This is a genomic window from Aquabacter sp. DMC10, assembly GCF_056314145.1.
The window spans coordinates 481,926-497,728 of the sequence record NZ_JBQUYX010000003.1; the positions used below are offsets into that span (position 1 = coordinate 481,926).

15 protein-coding genes are annotated in these 15,803 nt (G+C 67.7%); 14 read left to right on the forward strand and 1 reads right to left on the reverse strand.

The window, feature by feature from the left end:
* The first annotated feature begins 164 nt into the window (after nt 1-164).
* Both ACT54L_RS10895 and ACT54L_RS10900 read left to right on the forward strand, forming a co-directional pair.
* Entirely contained in the window at nt 165-3,566 is a 3,402-nt protein-coding gene (locus ACT54L_RS10895; RefSeq protein WP_476085596.1) for an error-prone DNA polymerase, read from the forward strand.
* A gap of 106 nt (nt 3,567-3,672) precedes the next feature.
* Entirely contained in the window at nt 3,673-4,002 is a 330-nt protein-coding gene (locus ACT54L_RS10900) for a DMT family transporter (protein ID WP_476085597.1), read from the forward strand.
* Nucleotides 4,003-4,185: 183 nt separating this feature from the next.
* Here ACT54L_RS10900 and pstB read toward each other — a convergent pair whose 3' ends face one another.
* Nucleotides 4,186-5,043 (reverse strand): phosphate ABC transporter ATP-binding protein PstB, encoded by an 858-nt coding sequence (gene pstB, locus ACT54L_RS10905; protein WP_476085598.1) that lies wholly within the window; start codon nt 5,041-5,043, stop codon nt 4,186-4,188.
* Nucleotides 5,044-5,229: 186 nt separating this feature from the next.
* Here pstB and ruvC point away from each other — a divergent pair, with 186 nt between their 5' ends.
* From ruvC to tilS, 12 genes are all read left to right on the forward strand, one after another.
* Nucleotides 5,230-5,736 carry a crossover junction endodeoxyribonuclease RuvC gene (gene ruvC / locus ACT54L_RS10910; RefSeq protein WP_476085599.1) on the forward strand — a complete coding sequence of 169 codons (507 nt, stop codon included), beginning with the start codon at nt 5,230-5,232 and terminating at the stop codon, nt 5,734-5,736.
* A gap of 38 nt (nt 5,737-5,774) precedes the next feature.
* Nucleotides 5,775-6,203: an anthrone oxygenase family protein gene (locus ACT54L_RS10915; protein ID WP_476085776.1), complete on the forward strand. Its 429-nt coding sequence runs from the start codon at nt 5,775-5,777 to the stop codon at nt 6,201-6,203.
* Between the two features lie 37 nt (nt 6,204-6,240).
* Nucleotides 6,241-6,861, forward strand: coding sequence for a Holliday junction branch migration protein RuvA (ruvA, locus tag ACT54L_RS10920; protein ID WP_476085600.1), 621 nt, complete (start codon nt 6,241-6,243; stop codon nt 6,859-6,861).
* Nucleotides 6,862-6,924: 63 nt separating this feature from the next.
* Nucleotides 6,925-7,956 (forward strand): Holliday junction branch migration DNA helicase RuvB, encoded by a 1,032-nt coding sequence (gene ruvB / locus ACT54L_RS10925; RefSeq protein ID WP_476085601.1) that lies wholly within the window; start codon nt 6,925-6,927, stop codon nt 7,954-7,956.
* A 59-nt stretch (nt 7,957-8,015) separates the two neighbouring features.
* Nucleotides 8,016-8,543 carry a tol-pal system-associated acyl-CoA thioesterase gene (ybgC, locus tag ACT54L_RS10930; RefSeq protein ID WP_476085602.1) on the forward strand — a complete coding sequence of 176 codons (528 nt, stop codon included), beginning with the start codon at nt 8,016-8,018 and terminating at the stop codon, nt 8,541-8,543.
* Nucleotides 8,544-8,755: 212 nt separating this feature from the next.
* Complete coding sequence (gene tolQ, locus ACT54L_RS10935) at nt 8,756-9,469, forward strand: protein TolQ (RefSeq protein WP_274777783.1); 714 nt, start codon at nt 8,756-8,758, stop codon at nt 9,467-9,469.
* Nucleotides 9,470-9,473: 4 nt separating this feature from the next.
* On the forward strand, nt 9,474-9,932 hold the full coding sequence (gene tolR / locus ACT54L_RS10940; protein WP_476085603.1) for a protein TolR: 459 nt from the start codon (nt 9,474-9,476) through the stop codon (nt 9,930-9,932).
* Between the two features lie 10 nt (nt 9,933-9,942).
* Nucleotides 9,943-10,887 carry a hypothetical protein gene (locus ACT54L_RS10945; protein ID WP_476085604.1) on the forward strand — a complete coding sequence of 315 codons (945 nt, stop codon included), beginning with the start codon at nt 9,943-9,945 and terminating at the stop codon, nt 10,885-10,887.
* A 191-nt stretch (nt 10,888-11,078) separates the two neighbouring features.
* Nucleotides 11,079-12,419, forward strand: coding sequence for a Tol-Pal system beta propeller repeat protein TolB (gene tolB / locus ACT54L_RS10950; protein ID WP_476085605.1), 1,341 nt, complete (start codon nt 11,079-11,081; stop codon nt 12,417-12,419).
* 395 nt (nt 12,420-12,814) lie between these two features.
* Nucleotides 12,815-13,315 carry a peptidoglycan-associated lipoprotein Pal gene (gene pal, locus ACT54L_RS10955; RefSeq protein WP_476085606.1) on the forward strand — a complete coding sequence of 167 codons (501 nt, stop codon included), beginning with the start codon at nt 12,815-12,817 and terminating at the stop codon, nt 13,313-13,315.
* A 419-nt stretch (nt 13,316-13,734) separates the two neighbouring features.
* Nucleotides 13,735-14,637, forward strand: coding sequence for a tol-pal system protein YbgF (ybgF, locus tag ACT54L_RS10960; RefSeq protein ID WP_476085607.1), 903 nt, complete (start codon nt 13,735-13,737; stop codon nt 14,635-14,637).
* Entirely contained in the window at nt 14,624-15,682 is a 1,059-nt protein-coding gene (gene tilS / locus ACT54L_RS10965) for a tRNA lysidine(34) synthetase TilS (protein ID WP_476085608.1), read from the forward strand. Before ybgF ends, tilS begins: the two co-directional genes overlap by 14 nt.
* Nucleotides 15,683-15,803 lie beyond the last annotated feature (121 nt).

The following is a 15,803-nucleotide window of genomic DNA, read 5'->3' on the forward strand; positions in this document are numbered from 1 at the left end:
CGCGCGCCGAAGACCGCCTGCGCGCCAAGCCTTCGGCACGCTGTCCCGTCCCGGCATCTTGCGCGCCGCATGGTCCCTTTTCGCCCAAGGGCGGGCGGCGGAGCGGCTCCGCGTCCCCGAAGAGCGCCGCGCCTCCCCTTGGGTCCGTCCGAGGGAGGCGTCCCATGAGTCCCCATCCCGCGCCGCCGCCTTATGTGGAGCTGGCCATCACCACCAATTTCTCCTTCCTGCGGGGCGGTTCGCACCCGGAGGAATATGTGGTGGCGGCGCAGGCGCTGGGGCATGCGGGCCTCGGCATTGCCGATCGCAACACCCTGGCCGGCGTCGTGCGCGCTTATGCCCAGGCCAAGGCGGTGGGCCTGCCGCTGGCGGTGGGGGCGCGGCTCGCCTTTGCCGACGGCACGCCGGATATCCTCGCTTATCCCACCGACCGGGCCGCCTATGGCCGGCTCTGCCGCCTGCTCACCGCCGGCAACATGCGGGCGGACAAGGGCGATTGCCTCCTCACCCTGGCCGATCTCCTGGACTGGCAGGAGGGGATGTGCCTGGCCGTGCTGCCACCCCGCCGGCTGCCGGAGGCCTTTCCCGGCTTTCTCGCCGGCCTGAAAGAGGCGGCGCCGGACCGGCTCTGGCTCGCCGCCACCATGCCGCGCCTCGGCGATGACGGCCGGCGCCTCGCCCGCCTGGCGGAGACCGGGCACCGGGCGGGCCTGCCGCTGCTGGCGGTGGGCGATGCGCTCTATCATGCGGCCGACCGCCGGCCCTTGCAGGACGTGCTCGCCTGCATCCGCGCCCATGTGACCCTGGAGGGGGCGGGCCGGCTGCTGGAGCCCAATGGCGAGCGCCACCTCAAGCCGCCGCGCGAGATGGCCCGCCTGTTTCGCGCGGCGCCGGAGGCGGTGGCCGAAACCTTCGCCTTCTTCTCCCGCCTGGATTTCTCGCTGGACCAGTTGAAGCCCACCTATCCGCGCGAGGCGCGGGAGGGCTTTGCCAGCCCCCAGGCGGCGCTGGCCGCGCTCGCTTGGCGGGGCGCCGAACAGCGCTATCCGGACGGGGTGCCGGAGAAGGTGCGCCGGCTGCTCGCCCATGAGCTCGGCCTTATCGGCCAATTGGGCTATGCGCCCTATTTTCTCACCGTGAACGAGATTGTCGGCTTTGCCCGCAGCCGGGACATTCTGTGCCAGGGGCGGGGATCGGCCGCCAATTCCGCGGTGTGCTTCTGCCTCGGCCTCACCGAGGTGGACCCCATGAAGAGTTCGCTCCTGTTCGAGCGCTTCATTTCCGCCGACCGCAACGAGCCGCCGGACATTGACGTGGATTTCGAGCACGAGCGGCGCGGCGAGGTGCTCCAATTCATCTATGAGCGCTACGGCGCCGCCCATGCGGGGCTGGCCGCCACCACCACCACCTATCGCACCCGCTCGGCGGTGCGCGAGGTGGGCAAGGTGTTCGGCCTGTCGGAGGACACGGTGGGCGCGCTGGCGGGCACCGTGTGGGGCTGGTCCTCCGGCGGGGTGAGCGCGGAGGAGACCCGGCGGCTCGGCTTCGACCCCACCGATCCGCGCCTTGCCCAGGCGCTGGCCCTTTCCCGCGAACTGAACGGCTTTCCCCGCCACCTCTCCCAGCATGTGGGTGGCATGGTGGTGACCCATGACCGGCTGGACGAGACCGTGCCGCTCACCCGCTCGGCCATGGAGGAGCGGCCCATCATCGAATGGAACAAGGACGATCTGGAGCAGGTGGGCCTGCTGAAGGTGGACATATTGGCGCTGGGCATGCTCACGGCATTGCGCAAGTGCTTTGCCCTGCTGGACCAGCGCTATGGCCGGCATTTCGCCCGCATCAGCGACGTGCCGTGGGCGGACGGGCGGGTCTATGCCATGCTGAAGCGGGCGGATTCGGTGGGCGTGTTCCAGGTGGAAAGCCGGGCCCAGCAGACCATGCTGCCGCGCCTGAAGCCGGAAAAGTTCGAGGATTTGGTGGTGGAGGTGGCCATCGTGCGGCCCGGCCCCATCCAGGGCGGCATGGTGCACCCCTATCTGCGCCGCCGGCAGGGGCTGGACCCTGTCTCCTACCCCTCACAGGAATTGCGGGAGGTGCTGGAGCCGACCCTGGGCGTGCCCTTGTTCCAGGAACAGGCCATGCAGATCGCCATCGTCGCCGCCGGCTTCACCCCCGGCGAGGCCGACCAGCTGCGCCGCGCCATGGCCACCTTCAAGCGCGTGGGCACCATCGGCACCTTCCACGACAAGCTCATCGCCGGCATGGCCGCCAAGGGCTATTCCCGGGATTTCGCCGAGAGCCTGTGGAAGCAGATCGAGGGCTTCGGCTCCTATGGCTTCCCGCGCTCCCATGCGGAAAGCTTCGCCTTGCTGGTCTATGCCTCGGCCTGGATCAAGTGCCACTATCCCGATGTGTTCCTGGCCGGCATGCTCAATGCTTGGCCGCTCGGCTTCTACGCCCCCGCCCAATTGGTGCGCGATGCCCAGGAACATGGCGTCGCCGTGCGCCCGGTGGATGTGAACGCCTCCGCCTGGGACCATGGCCTGGAGCGGGAAGCGGGGGATGAACCGGCCGCCGCTCTGCCGGCCCGCGCCCGCCTCCATCCCCGCCATGGAGACATGCGCGGCGACCTCAATGCCGCCCATGCGGTGCGGCTCGGCCTGCGGCAGGTGGAGGGCTTGAGGGAAGCGGACGGGCGCCGCGTGGCCGAGCGGCGGGGGCGCGGCTATGACAGCGTGCGCGACCTGTGGCTGCGCACCGGCCTGCCCCCTTCAAGCCTGGAGCGGCTGGCGGAGGCGGATGCCTTCCGCTCGCTGGGGCTCGACCGGCGCTCCGCGCTCTGGGCGGTGCGGGGCCTGCGCCGCTCCGGCGACAAGGACGACCTGCCCTTGTTCCGCGCCGCCTCCACCCCCCGCGAGCCGGACGTGGACCTGCCCATCCTGCCGCCGGGCGGGCAGGTGGTGGCGGATTATCGCCATCTCAAGCTCTCCTTGAAGGCGCACCCGGTCTCCTTCCTGCGCCCGCGCCTCACCGAGCGGGGCGTCACCCCCTGCGACCGCCTGCCGGAGCTGCGCTCGGGCCGCCGGCTCACCCTCTCCGGCCTCGTTCTGGTGCGCCAGCGGCCGGGCACCGCCAGCGGCGTCATCTTCATGACCATCGAGGATGAGGGCGGCTGGGCCAACATCATCATCTGGCCCCGGGTGTTCGAGACCTTCCGGCCGCAGGTCATGGGCGCCCGCCTGGTGGGGGTGCAGGGCCGGCTCCAGAACGAAGGGGGGGTGATCCACCTGGTGGCCGACAAGGTGGAGGACTGGAGCCCCTTGCTGGAAGAGGTGGGCAGCGAGAGCGCCCGCATCGCCCCCCTCATGCCCTCCGACGAACTGGGCAAGGCCCGGGGCGGCCGGGCCCCGGGCGGGCGGGCGGCGGAGATCCGGGCGCGGATGGACGGGATGCGGGCGGGCGGGCAGGACCGCCTGCCGGAGGCCTCCGGCGGGGCCCGCGCAGGGGCACCGGAGCCCGATTCCGTGGGCGCCGCCATGCCCAAGGGGAGGAACTTCCATTAAGGCGGTCGGTTCGACCGAGATCTGCTGTGCTCAAGGGCCACTTCACCGCAGTTCCGGTCGCCCGGAAAGCATTGACTTGGCCGTCGCCGTCCGCCTTAACTTGGCCATGACCTACCTCCTCCTGTTCATCGCCATCTGCGCGGAAGTGATCGCCACCTCGGCCCTGAAGGCGTCCGAAGGCTTCACCAAGCTGTGGCCGTCGGTGATTGTCGGGGTCGGCTATATCATTGCTTTTTATTGCCTTTCCCTCACCTTGCGGACCCTGTCGGTGGGGGTGGCCTATGCCATCTGGTCGGGGGTTGGCATCGTCCTGGTGGCGGGGGCGGGGGCCATTCTGTATGGCCAGAAGCTGGATCTGGCCGCCATCGTGGGCATGGGGCTGATTATTGCTGGCGTCCTGGTGGTCAATCTGCTGTCTACCAGCGTAACGCACTGACCTCTTTCGGTCTTCATCAGTGTTTTGAACGGCGGCAGCGCGTTTGGAGCCTTGAGTCTGCCCAATTTTTCACCGCACGGACTCTGAACAGCTTTCCCTAACCGCGCTCTGCCGAAGTAAAGCGCGCAGAGGCTGGGAAGATGCCCCCGCTTTTACGCTCGCATGCGTCTTTCTGATTGCCGTTCAACCGAACCGACCTTCCACATAAGCCTGGGTCCGGGCGTTGCGGGGGGTGTTGAAGAGCTCCATGGTGGGGCCGAACTCCCCGACCTCCCCCAGATACATGAAGGCCGTATAATCGGCCACCCGCGCCGCCTGCTGCAAATTGTGGGTGACGATGACGATTGTATATTCCCTCTTCAAGTCGTCGATCAGGTCTTCGATCTTCGCGGTTGTGATGGGGTCGAGCGCGGAACACGGCTCGTCGAGAAGAATGACTTCCGGCCGTACGGCGATGGTGCGGGCGATACATAGCCGTTGCTGCTGTCCGCCCGACAGGCTGGTTCCGCTTTTCTTGAGGCAGTCCTTCACCTCTTCCCACAGGGCCGCCCGCCGCAGGGCATCTTCCACCCGCCCCTCCAGCTCCGACTTGGACAGGTCATTGGCCACCCGGATCCCCATGGCCACATTGTCGAAGATCGACATGGGGAAAGGCGTAGGCTTTTGAAAAACCATGCCAATCCGAGCGCGCAACGCGATCGGGTCGGTCTGCCGCCCCAGGATGTCCACCCCGTCCATGAAGACATGTCCGGTGGTCTGCTGGTCCGGGTAGAGATCATACATCCTGTTGAAAACGCGCAGCAAAGTGGACTTGCCGCACCCCGAGGGGCCGATGAAGGCGGTCACTTGCCGGTCATAGACCGGCAAGGTCACGTCCTTCAGCGCGGGCTTGGTGCCATACTGGAAGCCCACATGGCTCACATCCAGCTTGACCGCGAGCGCCGGTGTCGCGGGAAGGGCGACCGGCGCCTCCGGCGCGCCTCCGGCGACCCCCGCCGGGACCGGCCCGGGATTTGAAAAAGCGGGGCTGTGCAAGGACATAAGGAGAGGCTCCGTGAGCAGTGGGAGCCACCATAAACCCATATGACGCAAGGATCTTTGCGCCATGTCCGTCACCGAACCGTCATCTGGTGCAGTGCAGCAGCCATGCCGGACGACAGCGGGAGAGGCGGGGTCCCGCAGCGCTTTCCCCTTGGCCCGCCGGGGCGTCCGGCGCAGTTTGGGCCCATGACCGGCCTGATTCGCATTCTTGGACTTGACCCGGGCCTTCGCCGCACCGGCTGGGGGGTGGTGGAGGCGGAGGGATCGCGTCTCTCCTACGTGGCCTGCGGCACCATCCTGCCCCCGGAAGACGCCCCCATGGCGGAGCGTCTGGCCTGTCTTTACAAGGGCTTGGCGGAGGTGCTCGATCGCTATCGCCCGGATGAGGCGGCGGTGGAAGAGACCTTCGTCAACATGAATCCGTCCTCCACCTTGAAGCTCGGCCAGGCCCGCGGCGTCGTCCTCCTCGCCCCGGCGCTCGCCGGCGTCTCGGTGGCCGAATATGCCGCCTTGCTGGTCAAAAAGACCGTGGTGGGCACCGGCCGGGGCGAAAAAGCCCAGATTCGCATGATGATCGGCGTCCTCCTGCCGAAGGCGGACCCCAAGACCGAGGACGCCGCCGACGCCTTGGCGGTCGCGATCACCCACGCCCATCATCGCGGCGCGGCTGCGCTTCTGCGCGCGGCAAGGTAGGATGATGGCCGGGTCTGGTGCGCGAGGGATCGTTCATGCTGTGGGGCCATCTGGCTTTGGTGGTGTCGGCCGTGTTCACGGGCGCGGCCTTCTACATCAATGTGGCCGAGCAACCCGCCCGGCTGATGCTGGAGCCCGCCGGGCAGTTGCGGCAATGGAAACCTGCCTACAAAAGAGGTTTCGCCATGCAGGCGAGCCTGGCAGTGCTTGGCTGTCTTCTGGCAGCGACCGCTTTTTCCTTGACCCGCGACTGGGCATTTCTGGCGGGATCGGTGCTTCTGATCGCCAATTGGCCCTTCACCCTCATCGGCATCATGCCCACCAACCGCCAGCTCCTGGCGCTCGGCGAGGAGAAGGCCGATGCCCACAGCCAGCGGCTGATCGAGAATTGGGGCCAATTGCACATGGTGCGCACCGGGCTCGGCGCGGTGGCGACCCTCGTTCTTCTGTGGGCCTGCTTGAAATGACTGGATTTTCCGGCGCCCTGACGGTTGGAGAGAGGGCATGATCGGGAAATTGAAGGGCGTCGTGGACGGCCTTGCAGATGACCATGTGCTGCTTGATGTGCATGGCGTCGGCTATGAGGTCCATTGCTCCAGCCGCACCTTGCAGGCCTTGCCGCGCCTCGGCGAAGCAACGGTTTTGTTCATCGAGATGATGGTCCGGGAAGACCTGATCCGGCTCTATGGCTTTGCCAGCGAAGCGGAACGGGAGTGGTTCCGCCTGCTCCAGGGCATCCAGGGCATCGGCTCGAAGACCGCGCTGGCGGTGCTTTCCACCCTGCGCCCCTCGGAATTGGCCGAAGCCATCGCCCGAGGCGACAAGGCGGCGCTGGCCCGGGCGCCCGGCGTCGGCCCCCGCGTCGCCACCCGCATCGTCACGGAACTGAAGGACAAGGGTCCGGCCTTGGGCGGCTTCGAGCCGATCCTTCCCGGCGGGGCGGGCCTGGCCGATGCCCCGGCCGGCCTGCCGAGTGCCGTCAGCGACGCCATTTCCGCCCTCACCAATCTGGGCTATCCCCCCGCCCAGGCCTCAGCCGCGATCGCCGCTGCCGTCCGCGCGGCGGGGGAGGGGGCGACGACCGAGACGCTGATCCGCCTGGGCCTCAAGGAAATGGCCAAATAGGCGCCCTTTGGCGCCAGGCCGCCAAGGCGTTAGATTCCGACGACTCGCAAGCCAAGGACCTCCATGACCCGCCTCATTGCCGGCGAAAAGCGTGCCGAAGACGAAGCCGACGCCACCTTGCGTCCGCAGCGGCTCGCCGATTTCGTCGGCCAGGCCCAGGCGCGCGCGAACCTTGAAATCTTCATCAAGGCCGCCCGCGCCCGCCAGGAGGCGCTGGACCATGTGCTGTTCGTGGGGCCGCCCGGCCTCGGCAAGACCACGCTCGCCCAGATCATGTCGCGGGAAATGGGGGTCGGCTTCCGCTCCACCTCCGGCCCGGTCATCGCCAAGGCGGGCGACCTCGCGGCCATCCTGACCAATCTGGAAGAGCGCGACGTGCTCTTCATCGACGAGATCCATCGTCTCTCGCCAGCGGTGGAGGAAATCCTCTATCCGGCCATGGAGGATTATGAGCTGGACCTGGTCATCGGCGAGGGGCCGGCAGCGCGCTCGGTGAAGATTTCCCTGCCCAAATTCACCCTGGTGGGGGCCACCACCCGCTCGGGCCTGCTCACCACGCCGCTGCGGGACCGGTTCGGCATCCCTGTCCGGCTGAGCTTCTACACCATTGACGAGCTTGAATTTATCGTCACCCGCGGCGCCCGCGTGTTCGGCATCGGCATCGCGCCGGACGGGGCCCGCGAGATCGCCAAGCGCGCCCGGGGCACCCCGCGCATCGCCGGCCGCCTGCTGCGCCGGGTGCGCGATTTCGCCCTGGTGGCGGGCTCCGACATCATCGACCGGGCCATCGCCGACCGGGCGCTCTCGGCGCTGGAAGTGGACGATGCCGGACTCGATGCCATGGACCGGCGCTATCTCACGGTCATCGCCAGCCATTATGGCGGCGGCCCGGTGGGGGTGGAGACGCTGGCCGCCGCCTTGTCCGAGCCGCGCGACGCCATCGAGGAAATCGTCGAGCCCTTCCTGGTGCAGCAGGGCTTCATCCAACGCACCCCGCGCGGGCGCATGCTCACCGCCGGCGCCTTCCGGCATCTGGGCCTCCCCGAGCCGGTGCGCCCGCCATCGAGCTTGCCTCTGTTCGATGAGGGGGAGTAGGTGCTGCTCCAATCGTACCGTCGTCCCATGGGGGCGCGCGAAGCCGCGAGAGAGTTTGCATGAAGAACGACATCAGCGGGGAGCGGGCGACCGCGCCGGGCGAGCTTGAAGCCCATCCCCATCTGGCCGGCCGCCTCATTCCCGGCGGGCATAGCCTGACGCTGCGGGTCTATTATGAGGACACCGACTTCTCGGGCATCGTCTACCACGCCAATTATCTGAAATTCATGGAGCGTGGTCGCTCCGACTATATGCGCCTGCTCGGCGTGGTGCAGGGCGCGCTGTTCGCGGAAGCCGCGAACGAGGCGCCGGGCTTTCACTTCGTCGTGCGTTCCATGCAGATCGATTTCCTGAAGCCCGCGCGCATCGACGACGTGCTGGAGGTTGTGACGCTCTCGAAGGAAGTGGCCGGCGCGTCCATCATGCTGGCCCAGAGTGTCCGCCGGAATGGCGAGGCGCTGGTGAACGCCAATGTGCGCGTGGCCTTTGTGTCGCAGGGCCGCGCGCGACGGATTCCCGATGCGCTGCGCAAGGCGACGCTGGAGGATGCCCTTGCGGTGGGCAACGGCGAAGGAGCCGCATCCTGACAGGTTGCAAGGCGCTGTGTTGCATTGCAGCGATAACGGTGCCTTAACCTTGTTGGTGTGAATTGCGGGGAGGCAGCCATGCTGCTTCGCCGTAAGAATCGTCAAAGTTTGGACAGAGTCAGCCTGGAAAGAGCCGACGGCCGGCGGGCCCTCGTCCTGCCCGACCCAACGCCGCGTTTGCGCGCGCGGCCTTTCGAATCCGAGGATGTTCGATGAACCCTGCCGACGTGGCACAGAGCGCGCTTGCCGCCCCGGCGGCGGACATTTCCCTCATCGGCCTCTTCCTCCAGGCCCATTTCGTGGTCAAGCTGGTGATGCTGGGCCTGCTCGCTGCTTCCGTGTGGGTGTGGGCCATCATCGTCGACAAGACCTTGCTGTTCGCCCGCAACCGCAAGGAAATGGACCGCTTCGAGCAGGTCTTCTGGTCGGGCCAGAGCCTGGAGGACCTCTACCGGTCCCTGGCGGGTCGCCCCAACCAGGCCATGGCCGCCATCTTTGTCGCCGCCATGCGGGAGTGGAAGCGCACCTATGAAAGTGGTGCCCGCTCCTTTGCCGGCCTCAATCAGCGCATCGAGAAGGTAATGGACGTGACCATCGCCCGCGAGGTGGAGCGGCTGGAAAGTCGGCTCCTGGTGCTGGCGACGGTGGGCTCGGCCGGGCCCTTCATCGGCCTGTTCGGCACGGTCTGGGGCATCATGACCTCGTTCCAGTCCATCGCCGCGTCCAAGAATACCAGCCTTGCGGTGGTGGCGCCGGGTATTGCCGAGGCGCTGTTCGCGACTGCGATCGGCCTCATTGCGGCCATTCCCGCGACCATCTTCTACAACAAGTTCATCACCCAGGCGGGGCGCCAGGCCCAGCGCCTGGAGGGATTTGCGGACGAATTCTCCGCGATCCTCTCGCGGCAGATCGACGAGCGGAGCTGACGCCATGGGCATGTCCGCAGGCGGCGCGGGACGGCAGGGGCGTCAGGGACGGCGCGGGCGCCATCGCGGCGGCGCGCCGGTGATGGCCGACATCAATGTGACGCCCATGGTGGACGTCATGCTGGTGCTGCTCATCATCTTCATGGTGTCGGCGCCGCTGATGACGGTGGGCGTGCCCATCGACCTGCCTCAGACCGCCGCCAAGTCCATGGATCAGAGCAAGGACCCCATCACGGTGTCCCTGAACGACAAAGGCCAGATCTTCATCGGCGAGAGCGAGGTGAAGTACGAGGATCTCATCACCAAGATCCAGGCCGTCACCAAGGGCAATTATGACGAGCGCATCTTCGTGCGCGGCGACAAGAAAGTGGATTACGGCGCGGTGATGCGCGTCATGGGGCGCCTGTCGGGCGCGGGATTCAAGAAGGTCGCCCTGGTGACCGAGGCTGAGCAGGGGAGCTGAGCGGGTCGGGATGCGGGTCGGACTTACGGCATCGACCATTGTTCACGGGGCGATCCTCGTCCTGGCCTTGGTGTCCTTCGCGACGCCGAGGCCCTTTGACGTGCCGCCCGAAGCCATCCCCGTGGAGGTGGTGAGCGCATCCGACGTGTCCAAGCTCACCAAGGGCAATGAAAAGGGCAAGAAGGACGAGCCGCCCAAGGTCATGGCCGAGAAGGTGGACGTTGAAAAGCCCACCCCCGACCCCAATCTGAAGGTGACCGAGAAGGAAGAGGTGGCCCCCACCCAGGCGAGCGCCCCGCCTCCGGCCCCCACCCCCCCGCCGGAGCCGGCGCCCAAGCCGCCCGAGCCGCAGCAGCAGCCCAAGGCCGAGCCTCCGCCCCCCAAGGCGGATGAGGCGCTGAAAGCGCAGCAGAAGCCGGACGAGGCCAAGCAGACGCCGCCCACGCCCTTGCCGCCCAAGAAGCCGGCACCGCCCAAGGACCCGCCCAAGCAGCAGGCGGACGCCAAGACGCAGAACAATCAGAAGTTCGACGCCGACCAGATCGCCGCTTTGCTGGACAAGCGCACGCCCCAGCGCCAGGCGGCGACCGGCGCGACGCAATCGCAGATCTCGTCGCTCGGCGCGCCGAAGGGCGATGCGCCGGCGCTCAGCCTGACCGAGCTCGACGCCTTCCGCGAGAAGGTCAAGCAATGCTGGAAGATGCCGCACATTTCCGATGACAAGATCTATGTGTACATCCTCCTGCGCCTCAATCGGGACGGCACCCTGGCACAGCCTCCGGTCATCACCGACGGGCAGATGAATCCAGACCAGAAGGCGGTGTTCGATGCCTTCGCGCTGAGCGCCCAGCGGGCGCTGATCCAGTGCCAGCCCTATACGATGTTCAAGGCCGAGAAGTATGATTCCTGGAAGGAGCTGGAACCCCGCTTCTTCCCCAACATGTTTGGTGGCTAGGCCTCCGGCCGGCCCGCGACGCGGGCCGGGTGGGTGGGGGCAGGGCGCCATAAGGTCATGACAGCGGCCGAAAGGCCTGCGCGAGGAGGCGGACCCGGACGGGTGCCGCCTTGTGGTGGGACAAGAGGCCAGGCCGGCGGGACGGGGTTCCCCGGTGGTTCGGGAGGCCGATACAGAAGGCGAGGGTCGACGTGCCGAACGACAAGGATTTCCATTTCTTCCGCCCCAGCCGCCGGCAAGTGGTGCTTGGCGGTGCCGTGGCCGCGGGATCGGTCGGCCTGCTCTCCCGCCCGCTCATGGCTGCCCCGCGCATCGACATCCAGTCCGGCGCGCCCCAGCCCATTCCCATCGCCATCACCGATTTCGTGGGCGACACCGAGCAGGGCCGCGCCATCTCCGGCGTGGTCTCCGCCGATCTCAAGCGCTCGGGCCTGTTCACGCCACTGGACCCCAAGACCTTCCTTGAGGTGATCCAGAACCCGGATCTCGCCCCCCGTTTTCCCGACTGGCGGTCCATCAATGCCCAGGCGCTGGTCTCCGGTCGCGTCACCCGGCAGGGCGACGGGCGGCTGAAGGTGGAGTTCCGCCTGTGGGACGTGTTCGCCGGCCAGCAATTGCTCGGCCAGCAATATTTCACCCAGCCGGAGAACTGGCGCCGCGTCGCCCACATCATCGCCGATGCCATCTATGAGCGGCTCACCGGCGAGAAGGGCTATTTCGACACCCGCATCGTCTATGTGGACGAAAGCGGCGCCAAGGACCGCCGGGTGAAGCGCCTCGCCATCATGGACCAGGACGGGGCAAACGTGACCTACCTGACCCGGGGCGACGAACTGGTGCTCACTCCGCGCTTCTCCCCGACCAGCCAGGAAATCACCTACATGTCCTACGGGCGGGGCGACCCGCGCGTGCTGCTGCTCAATATCGAGACCGGCCAGCGCGAAGTGGTGGGCAATTTCCCCGGCATGAGCTTCTCCCCCCGCTTCTCGCCCGATGGCCAGAAGGTGATCATGAGCCTTCAGCAGGGGGGCAATGCCAACATCTTCGTGATGGACCTGCGCTCCAAGGCCACCACGCGCCTCACCGACACCAATGCCATCGACACCGCCCCCTGCTACTCTCCGGACGGGCGCCAGATCTGCTTCGAGAGCGACAGGGGCGGCACCTCGCAGATCTATGTCATGAATGCGGACGGCTCGGGGGCTCGCCGCATTTCCTTTGGCAATGCCCGCTACAACACGCCGGTCTGGTCGCCCCGCGGCGATGTCATCGCCTTCACCCGGCAGGCGGAAGGCAAGTTCGCCATCGGCATCATGAAGCCGGACGGTTCGGGCGAGCGCGTCCTGACCGAGGGCTATCACAATGAAGGCCCCACTTTCGCGCCCAACGGCCGGGTCATCATGTTCTTCCGCGATCCCGTCGGAGCGGGCGGACCGAACCTCTTCACGGTGGATGTGACCGGCTATAACGAGCTGAAGGTGCCGACCCCCGGCTATGGGTCGGACCCCGCCTGGTCGCCGCTGCGGTCATGAGCACCAAGGGTGTTGCCCCATGGCCACACCTGACGGCGGAGGCGCATTCCGCAGCGATCATCCCGTTTGGTCCCGGTTTCTGCCATGAAGACGCCATCAGCGGTGCGCACCTCAGGGCAGGCGGGATTGCCTGACGCACCCCGTCGCGGACGGGTCCCCATGCGGGTCCCGCCTTCACTTTTTCGCTTCGGCCAGGCCCTGCCTGGACGGAGTGTCGTTGGCTCCGGTCTCCGGGGCGGCTCGTAAACCCATTGCAAACCATGACGTACGGTTGTCTTTCCGGCAGCCGGCGCAGGATCGCTTCCCCAGTGTGTTGAGGCAGGTGCGGAACCTTCGCTTAACCTTGCCGCTGCTACAGGGAAACTCCGGTCCGAGTTGAGAAGGGAGTCCACCGGATGCTCAGTTTTGGTTCCGCCCGCGGCTTCCGGTTCGCCGCTCTGTTCGGGTTCGCGCTTGCGCTGGCCGCGTGCGCCAATACCCCGGATCCGAACGCCGCCGGTGCAGGAGCGGGCGCCGCCGGCCCGCCCGGCTCGCCGCAGGAATTCGTGGTCGCCGTGGGTGACCGGGTGTTCTTCGATACCGACCAGACCGACCTGTCGCCCCAGGCCCAGTCGACCCTGGATCGCCAGGCCCAGTGGCTGCAGCAGTACAACCGCTACACCTTCACCATTGAGGGCCATGCGGACGAACGCGGCACCCGCGAATACAACATCGCCCTTGGCGCCAAGCGCGCGCAGAGTGTGCGCGACTATCTCGTGTCGAAGGGCATCGATGCGGCGCGCATGCGCACCATCTCCTACGGCAAGGAGCGGCCGGTGGCGGTGTGCAACGACATCTCCTGCTGGTCGCAGAACCGCCGTGCGGTGACGGTGCTAAACACCGGCGGGGCGTCCTGACGCAGGCCCTCCCGTCCGGAGCGGGTTTCGGAACGGGCCGCCGCGCGCTACCGTTGCCGGGTCACACTTTGGACGTGATCCGAAGCTAGAGAACCGAACCGATCGGCCGCTTGGCGTCCGGTCGGTTTAATGTTCTCCATCAGAGTGTTAGAGCTTGCCGTGCCGGTCCGTCTCCGTGACCGGCAGCATGGCTGGCGCTGCTCTTCAGGTGAAGGGCCCTCGCTTCGCCGCAAGGGCGTTCTGGAATGCCGCGGGAATCTGACCGGTTGAAGTCTCCGTCCCAGGCGGGAGTGGCAAGCTTGGCACATCCCCTGTTCCGGGCGATGCAAGGTCTCCCCTTGAGCGCAGCGCGTGGCGCCGCGACACGGCTTTGCGCAGTTGCCATCTTTGGTGCGGTTGCAGGTCTGGGCGCGGGGGCGATGATCTCTCCCGCCCAGGCGCAGAATTCCAACGGCAACCTCTTCGGCGACCTGTTCAAACCGCCCGGCACTGTCCAACAGGCCGACACCATTACCGAAGCACAGGCGGAGCTGACCGTTCGGGTGGACCGGCTGGAGAACCAGCTGCGCCAGATGACCGGCCAGATCGAGCAGCTCCAGTTCCGCAATCAGCAGCTGGAGCAGCAGCTGCGGGCCCTCACCGAGGGGGGCGCGCGCCCCACGGGTGGGACCGGCGCCGTCTCCCCGCAAGTGCCGGCCGTGACGGCGCCTGCGCGCGGCGTGGCGCCCGTGGGCGCCGGCACCGCCTCCGGCCGTCGGTCGGACGCCTTCGACCCCGGCGAGACACCCGGTGCGCCCGGTGCGCCCCAGCCTCTGGGCTCGCCCGCCAGCAGCTCGGCGGGGCTGGCCCGCGCCACCGCGTCCTCGGCCGAGCTTGGCGGAACAGGAACACCCCAGCCCGTGGGCGGGGGGACGCAGGTCGCGACCTTGCCGCCCTCCGGCAGCGCGCGGGACATGTTCGACCTGGCCGCCGGCTATATGCAGCGGCAGGATTATGCGGCCGCCGATCCGGCCTTGCGCCAGTTCCTGCAGACCCATCCCACCGACCGCCTGGTGCCCGAGGCCACCTATCTTCTCGGGGAAAGCCTGTTCCAGCGGCAGGACTACAAGGACGCGGCGGAGAATTTCCTCCAGGTGTCCACCAAATTCCCCAATGCGCCGCGCGCCCCCGAGGCACTGCTGCGGCTCGGCCAGTCCCTGGCGGCCCTGAACGAGCGCGAGGCCGCGTGCGCGACCTTGGGCGAGGTGGATCGAAAGTATCCGCGCGCCGCTTCCACCATCCGACAGGCGGTGGAGCGGGAGCAGAAGCGTGTCGGCTGCTGAGCGCCCCTTGCCGTTCGACGCCGCCGAACTGCGGCAGGTGTTTGCGTCTTTTCTCGACCATCCCGGCATCGTCCTGGCCGTTTCCGGCGGGCCGGATTCCACGGCGCTGATGCTGCTGGCGCGGGCCTGGCGCTATGGTCTGCTGGACGGGCCCAGCTTTCTGGTGGCCACCGTCGACCACGGCCTGCGCTCCGAATCGCGCGCCGAGGCGGACAAGGTGGCGGCGCTGTGTGCCAATCTGGGCCTGCGCCATGAGATTCTGACCTGGGAAGGGGAAAAGCCGCGCTCCCGGCTGCAGGAGGCGGCGCGCATTGCCCGCTACCGCCTTTTGTCCCAGCTCGCCCGCGCTCGCGGCGCCACGGCCATCGCTCTCGCCCACACCATGGACGATCAGGCCGAGACGGTGCTGCTGCGCCTTGCCCGCGGCTCCGGCCTCACCGGCTTGTGCGCCATGCGCCCGGTCTCTCACACCGGCGACCTTGCGTTGCTCCGCCCGTTCCTGGACATTTCCAAGTCCCGCCTCGTGGCGGTGGTGGAGGAGGCCGGGATCGATTATGTGCGCGATCCCTCCAACGCAGACCCCCGCTTTGCCCGGCCGCGCCTGCGCAGCCTCGCGCCTGGCTTGGCGCGAGAGGGGCTCGATGCGGCGCGACTCGCCTTGTTCGCCCAGCGCCTGTCACGGGCCGAGGCGGCCCTGAATGCGGCGGCGGAAGGGGCGCGTGGATCGGTGAGCGACGGGCCCTGGGAAGAGGGGGAGGTGCGGCTCAAGGCACTCCCCTTCCTGGACCTGCCGGAGGAAATCTCGCTGCGGCTCCTGATCCAGGCCATCGACCATTGCGCCACGGAGGGGCCGACGGAACTGGGCAAGGCGGAGGACCTCCACCAGGCCCTGCGCGCCGCGGGAACCGGCGGCCTGGCCTTGCGCCGGACCCTCGCGGGGGCGCTCGTCACCTTGCGCAAGGGGCGCATCCATATCACGCCCGCCCCCCCCCGCCGGCCGCCCCCACAGCGCCGCGCAAGGTCGGTCGCGGCAAATTCACCCTGAGTTTGAGGAACCGTCCTTGGCAAGGAAGGGCCCGGCTCCTAGATTAGAGGGCGGACGCAACGGGAGCGACATCGGACGGGTGGCCATTGGCCCGTCTCGGTCGAAGGCGCAGCCGATGTGG

Excerpts from the sequence above, each read along its gene's own strand:
- ACT54L_RS10895 (WP_476085596.1), top strand. The coding sequence starts at position 165 with ATGAGTCCCCATCCCGCGCCGCCGCCTTATGTGGAGCTGGCCATCACC.
- ACT54L_RS10900 (WP_476085597.1), top strand. The coding sequence starts at position 3,673 with ATGACCTACCTCCTCCTGTTCATCGCCATCTGCGCGGAAGTGATCGCC.
- pstB (WP_476085598.1), bottom strand. The coding sequence starts at position 5,043 with ATGTCCTTGCACAGCCCCGCTTTTTCAAATCCCGGGCCGGTCCCGGCG.
- ruvC (WP_476085599.1), top strand. The coding sequence starts at position 5,230 with ATGACCGGCCTGATTCGCATTCTTGGACTTGACCCGGGCCTTCGCCGC.
- ruvA (WP_476085600.1), top strand. The coding sequence starts at position 6,241 with ATGATCGGGAAATTGAAGGGCGTCGTGGACGGCCTTGCAGATGACCAT.
- ruvB (WP_476085601.1), top strand. The coding sequence starts at position 6,925 with ATGACCCGCCTCATTGCCGGCGAAAAGCGTGCCGAAGACGAAGCCGAC.
- ybgC (WP_476085602.1), top strand. The coding sequence starts at position 8,016 with ATGAAGAACGACATCAGCGGGGAGCGGGCGACCGCGCCGGGCGAGCTT.
- tolQ (WP_274777783.1), top strand. The coding sequence starts at position 8,756 with ATGAACCCTGCCGACGTGGCACAGAGCGCGCTTGCCGCCCCGGCGGCG.
- tolR (WP_476085603.1), top strand. The coding sequence starts at position 9,474 with ATGGGCATGTCCGCAGGCGGCGCGGGACGGCAGGGGCGTCAGGGACGG.
- ACT54L_RS10945 (WP_476085604.1), top strand. The coding sequence starts at position 9,943 with ATGCGGGTCGGACTTACGGCATCGACCATTGTTCACGGGGCGATCCTC.
- pal (WP_476085606.1), top strand. The coding sequence starts at position 12,815 with ATGCTCAGTTTTGGTTCCGCCCGCGGCTTCCGGTTCGCCGCTCTGTTC.
- ybgF (WP_476085607.1), top strand. The coding sequence starts at position 13,735 with ATGATCTCTCCCGCCCAGGCGCAGAATTCCAACGGCAACCTCTTCGGC.